A 5,091-nucleotide genomic window follows, 5' to 3' on the forward strand; every position below is an offset into this window, starting at 1 on the left:
GGGCGGGCGGTGACGGGCAGGGCGGCCAGCGAACTGCTGCCCGTGGCAGGGATCAGCCCCTGGGCCGCGCGCAAAAGCGTGGTCTTGCCGGCGCCGTTCGGCCCGATCAGCCCGACGAACTCGCCGGAGCGGATCTCCAGATCGGTGGGCTCCAGCCGCCCGGCGACCGCGATCCCGCGCAGGGTGAGACGCGCGCTCATGCCTCTCTCCCCCTGGATTTCCACACGAGATGCAGGAACACGGGCGTTCCGATCAGCGCGGTCAGCACGCCGAGTTTCAGATCGCGCCCCGGCAGGATCAGCCGCACCGCGATATCGGCCGCCAGAAGCAGCGCCGCACCGCCGAGCGCCGCCGGCAGCATCAGCCGCGACGGCAGGCCCCCGGTCAGCCGGCGCAACAGATGCGGCACCACAAGGCCGACGAAGCCGATCATCCCCGCCACCGCCGTCGCCGCGCCCGCAAGGCAGGCGGTGCCGAGAACCAGCTTCAGCCGCAGGCGCCTCAGGTCGATCCCCATCGAAGCGGCGGTTTCCTCGCCCATCGACAAAGCATCAAGCCCCCGCCGCCCCGACCAGACCAGCACCGCGCCGAGCGCCAGCACCGGCGCCGCCACCGCGACATGGGCGAAAGAGCGGTCGGCCAGCGAGCCCATCAGCCAGAACATCACCTCGTTGGCGGCGAAAGGGTTGGGGGAAAGGTTCAGCACGAGGCTGACCATCGCCCCGGCGGCGGCCGAGATCGCGACGCCGGCAAGGATCAGCGTCGTGGTGCGCGCGCCCGGCCCGGCCAGGGCCATCAGCAAAAGCACCGACCCGGCGGCCCCGGTCAGCGCCGCCATCGGCAGCGCGACGGGCAAGAGATCCGCAAGCCCGGTTTGCAGCGCCAGCACCGCGCCGAGCGCCGCGAAGCCCGAGGTGCCGACGATTCCCGGCTCGGCCAGCGGATTGCGCAAAAGCCCCTGCATCGCCGCGCCCGCCAGCCCCAGCGAGAGCCCGATCAGCACCGCCAGCGCCGCGCGCGGCAGCCGCAGCTCCCACATCACCATCACCACCAGCGGATCGCCCTGGCCGAGCCAGGCGCGCAATGTCGCGGCGAAGGGCAGGGGGGCCGCGCCGATGAACAGCGAGGCAAGGAACAAGGCGAGGCAGAGCCCGGCAAGGGAAAGGATCAGTCTCATTCGCGCAACTCCTGCCCTGCGGCGCGGGCCAGCGCGCGGATCGCGTCCGTCACCAGGGGCGTGCCGCAGACCCATTCCGGGCCGGATCGGGCATCGCGCCGCGGCGGCTCCAGAAAATGTTGCAGCGCGGGATGGTTCAGTATCTCCTGCGCGCGGGAATGGCCGCGGTAGCCGGCGCTGCGCACCACCACCCCGGGGCGGGCGAGGATCAGCGCCTCCAGCGGCACCACGCCGCTGGCGCCGAGGTCAAGGCGCGGCGCGATGTTCTCCAGCCCGGCGCGGGTGGCGATCGCATCCGCCAGCGTGCCGGTTCCGAGGCTGTAGCCGCTCGCGTAGTAAAAGGCGACCTCCGGCCGGGTTTCGGGCAAAGCAGTGGCGATGGCGTCCAGATCGCGGTCCATCAATGCGATCAGTTCTTCGGCCCGGGCCTCGCGCCCGAGCGCCGCACCCATCTTGCGCAGATTGGTGCGGATGTCTTCGATGGAGTTTTCCGGCTCGAAGATCTCGACCGGATGGCCGAGGCGGATCAGCATGTCCACCGTCACCCGGGTGGTGTAGCGCCCTGCCAGAACCAGATCGGGGCGCAGCAGGGCGACCTCTTCGGCGAAGCCGTGGTTGATGTGGAAGGCCCGCGCCTCTTCGACCATGGGCGAAGAACCGGGGTCCACCGCCAGATAAGTGACCGAGACCAGCTGGCCGGGGGCCGCGACCAGCATCGCCAGCTGATCGGTGCACAGGCTGATCGAGACCACCCGCTGCGGCGCCCCTGCGAAGACCGACCCTGCGAAGACCGCCGCGGCCGAGGCGGCCGCGGCGAGGAAGATCCCCGCCGCGGCGAACAGGGGTCTGAGATGCCCTGGGGACGGCATCTCAGAAATTCGCCTTCACGCCCAGCCAGACCGCGCGGTCCTGGGCACGGTAGCCCCAGACGTCGGAGTAGTTCTCGTCGAAGACATTCAGCACCCGTGCGGTCAGATCGACCTGATCGGTCAGCCGGTAGCGGGCCGAGAGGTTGACCACCGTGTAATCGGGCAGCTTCTGGCCGGTGCTGCCCCCGGTCCACCACTGGTCGTCGTAATTGCCCGCGACGCGGCGGATGTCGCCGGTTACAGAGAAGCGGTCATCCCTGGTGCGCCAGGTCGCCTGCACAGCCAGTTCATGTTTCGGGCGACGAACTTCCACGCTGCCATCGGGATTGGTCGCGCGCAGCCAGGTATAGTTCACGCCGAATGAGAGCTGCTCGCTCGCCTCCCAGGTGCCCGAGACCTCGACCCCTTTGCGGCGGCTCTTGCCGTCCTGGTTGTAATAGCCGCCGCGCGGCGCGCCGCCGGGCAAAAGCGGCGGCGAGATCCCGGCGGCATAGGTGATCTCGTCGTAAAGCACCTCGTAGAAGGCGGTGACATCGACCCGGCCACGCCCGTCGGCGCTCGTGAACTCGACGCCGAGGTCGATGCCGCGGTTCTCCTCGGGCTTCAGCCCGGGATTGCCCAGTACATAGATGCTGTCGGAGAACAATTCGCCATAGGACGGGTCCACCGAGGCGCGGCCGATCGAGCCATGCAGCCGCACCTGGTCATGCACCGGGTAAGAGGCCGCAAGGTTCCAGCCGGTGAAATCCTCGAACATCGTATTGTCGTCGTAGCGCAGCCCGGCCTGAAGGCTCAGCCCGTTTTCCAGCGTGCCGCGATATTCCAGCGCGGCAGAGGTGCGATCGCGCTGATAGGCGGGGGCGGAGCTGTGATCGTCCTCGCGCCGTTCCACCAGCACGTTCAGCAGGTGATCCGCCGTCGTGGCCTGGCCGTCGAGGCCGATCATCGCGCGGTAGCGCAGCACCTCGGTCGTGCCCTTGCCCCAGGGCGCGGTTTGCGCCCGCCGGGATTTGTTCACCGTCTGCGACAGGTTCAGCTCATGCACGACGCGGCCATCGGCCCCCTCGAACCGGGCGCCGAGCGAGAAGACCTGCTCGCGCTTCCAGGCGAAGAGGTTGGGGTCGTCCTGGACATAGCCCGCGGCACTGGTCGCGGTCCAGGGGGTGGCGTCATATGCGTAATGCTCGCGTATGCCGGTGAGGCCCAGCGTGAAGCTGAGCTGTTCGCTCGCCTGCCAGTTGCCGTTCAGCCGCAGCGTCTGGCGGTCGATGAAATCCCTCTCGCCGTCGTCGCCGCTTTCATCGACACCTTTGTCCTTGCTGTCGGTCCAGGACAGCCGCACCCCGCCGCGCTCGTTCCCGACCGAGAACCAGGCATTGGCGAAATGGCCGTTGCCTGCCTCCAGTTTACCGCCGTAGCCGGGGCCCGCGGCGCGTTTGGTGATGATATTGATCACGCCCGAAGAGGCGTTGGAGCCGAAATAGACCGATTGCGGCCCGCGCAGCACCTCGATCCGCTCGATATCGGCGGCATCGAAGCCGGAAAGCCCGTATTCATCGGCGCCGCCCGCCGCCGGCACACCATCGACGAGAATCAGCGTGTGGTTGCCCTCGCCGCCCCGGATGCGGATCTGGGTGAAGCTGCGGCCCGAGCCGTTCACGGCCACGCCGGGGATCGCGCGCAGCGCGTCCTGGACCGAGGTGATGCCACGGGCCTCGATCTCGTCGGCGGTGATCACGCTGAAGGCGCGGCCGTAGCGGGCCTGTTCGATGGGCGAGAAGCCGCCCTGAAGCCAGATCGTGCCCAGATCTACGGATTCCTGCGCCAGGGAAACCGAAGGCAGCACAAGGCTGAGCGCAAGAACGGAAAGAGACGAGGATCGCATGGATCATCCCCTGATGGAGCCGCGGGCGGCCCGAATGACAATTTTGCCTGTGGGGATGGATACCCGCAGGTGGCTCAAGAAATTCACCACTGCGGTCTGCCGCTCCCCGGACGCGCCCCGCGCCGGGAATGGGTGAAACTCCGGGGCAGGTCTCCTGACTTGCGGATCATCGCTCGGGCCACCTTCCCATGCCGCCTCGGGCACAGTGGTCATTCGGCCGTCGCTCTCCGCCTACAGTTGCGGGGGCAGTCGGGGAGTTGCCGGGATCCTTGCGGATCTTCAGGCGCACCCCGTTCCCTTTCAAGCCGCTCTCGCGGCACCTCGGACGGCGGCCATCTGAAGAAGGCCGCGCCGGTTTGTCAAGCGGGCACGAGATGCCGCACCCGCAGGGTTGCAGGCGGGTCGCACACGGGTTGCAGGAGAGCCCGTCGGATCCCGCGCCCAGGCGCGAGCGTCACCTGAAGAACGTGACCCTGAAGAACACTCTGCCGGAGTTGAAGAGGCAGGTTCCCTGGCTTGGCCGCTATCTCTGCCAGGACGAAGGAATCCGGCTGATGTTCATCGATTCACAGATCATGGAACGGGTGATCAGCCGCCGCATTGCCGCAGGGCTTCCTGTTCTGACTGTGCATGACAGCGTGATCGTGCCTTATACCCGGAGCAGGCTGGTTCAGGCAGTCATGAGGACCGCAGCAGGCGAGATGGTGGGGCGGGAACTGCCGGTCGATGCGAAGTTTCCCGGGCTGGATGAGTTCCGTGATAAACCGCAACATATCCGGCAGGAATTCGAGAACCGGAGAGAAACAGCCTACTGTGAGGGGTATCTGAACCGCCTCAGGGCCTGGGAGGCTGTATCGGGGGAGACGGTTGTTCCTTACCGGATGAAGCAGAAGGGAGAGGAGCAGAAGTTCTGAGCATCACACTCGCTCTGTTCTTCTCTTCCTGTCTCTCCCCATACTTATACGGAATTATCCTGAGTATCCCTGCTGCCTTACCTCTCCCCACAGAATACATGGAGGGTTGTTAGCTGGCTGAATGGATCAAGCTCTGAAGCATAGGCTGTGAGCTGCTGCTGGTTTCGTGGACACGAAGATAAGATCGTGACCAAGGAACTGGAGAGTGGATATGACGAGACGGAAGTTCAGCCGTGAGTTCAAGAT

General features: G+C 66.7%; 5 protein-coding genes and 1 riboswitch. Of the genes, 1 reads left to right on the forward strand and 4 read right to left on the reverse strand.

Translation table 11 applies throughout. The features are described from left to right. The 4 genes from XINFAN_RS12340 to XINFAN_RS12355 all read right to left on the reverse strand — a co-directional run. A partial coding sequence (locus XINFAN_RS12340) for an ATP-binding cassette domain-containing protein (protein WP_124087174.1) occupies window positions 1–200 on the reverse strand: 200 nt, incomplete at its 3' end. Beyond that, the gene (locus tag XINFAN_RS12345) at window positions 197–1,177 is read right to left on the reverse strand and encodes a FecCD family ABC transporter permease (RefSeq protein WP_124087175.1); all 981 of its coding nucleotides are present in this window, start codon (window positions 1,175–1,177) and stop codon (window positions 197–199) included. The genes XINFAN_RS12345 and XINFAN_RS12340, both read right to left, overlap by 4 nt. Continuing rightward, on the reverse strand, window positions 1,174–2,046 hold the full coding sequence (locus XINFAN_RS12350) for an ABC transporter substrate-binding protein (RefSeq protein WP_124087176.1): 873 nt from the start codon (window positions 2,044–2,046) through the stop codon (window positions 1,174–1,176). The genes XINFAN_RS12345 and XINFAN_RS12350 overlap by 4 nt, the downstream gene beginning before the upstream one ends. A 1-nt stretch (window position 2,047) precedes the next feature. Then, window positions 2,048–3,931: a TonB-dependent receptor plug domain-containing protein gene (locus XINFAN_RS12355; protein WP_124087177.1), complete on the reverse strand. Its 1,884-nt coding sequence runs from the start codon at window positions 3,929–3,931 to the stop codon at window positions 2,048–2,050. Window positions 3,932–4,058: 127 nt separating this feature from the next. Next, window positions 4,059–4,270, reverse strand: a riboswitch (cobalamin riboswitch). 215 nt (window positions 4,271–4,485) lie between these two features. Between XINFAN_RS12355 and XINFAN_RS12360 the strand changes: the two genes are divergently transcribed. Next, window positions 4,486–4,845, forward strand: coding sequence for a hypothetical protein (locus XINFAN_RS12360; protein WP_124087178.1), 360 nt, complete (start codon window positions 4,486–4,488; stop codon window positions 4,843–4,845). The last annotated feature ends 246 nt before the right edge of the window (window positions 4,846–5,091 follow it).

Origin of the sequence: Pseudogemmobacter humi, from assembly GCF_900609055.1 — a bacterium.
GTDB classification, from domain to species: Bacteria; Pseudomonadota; Alphaproteobacteria; order Rhodobacterales; family Rhodobacteraceae; genus Pseudogemmobacter; species Pseudogemmobacter humi.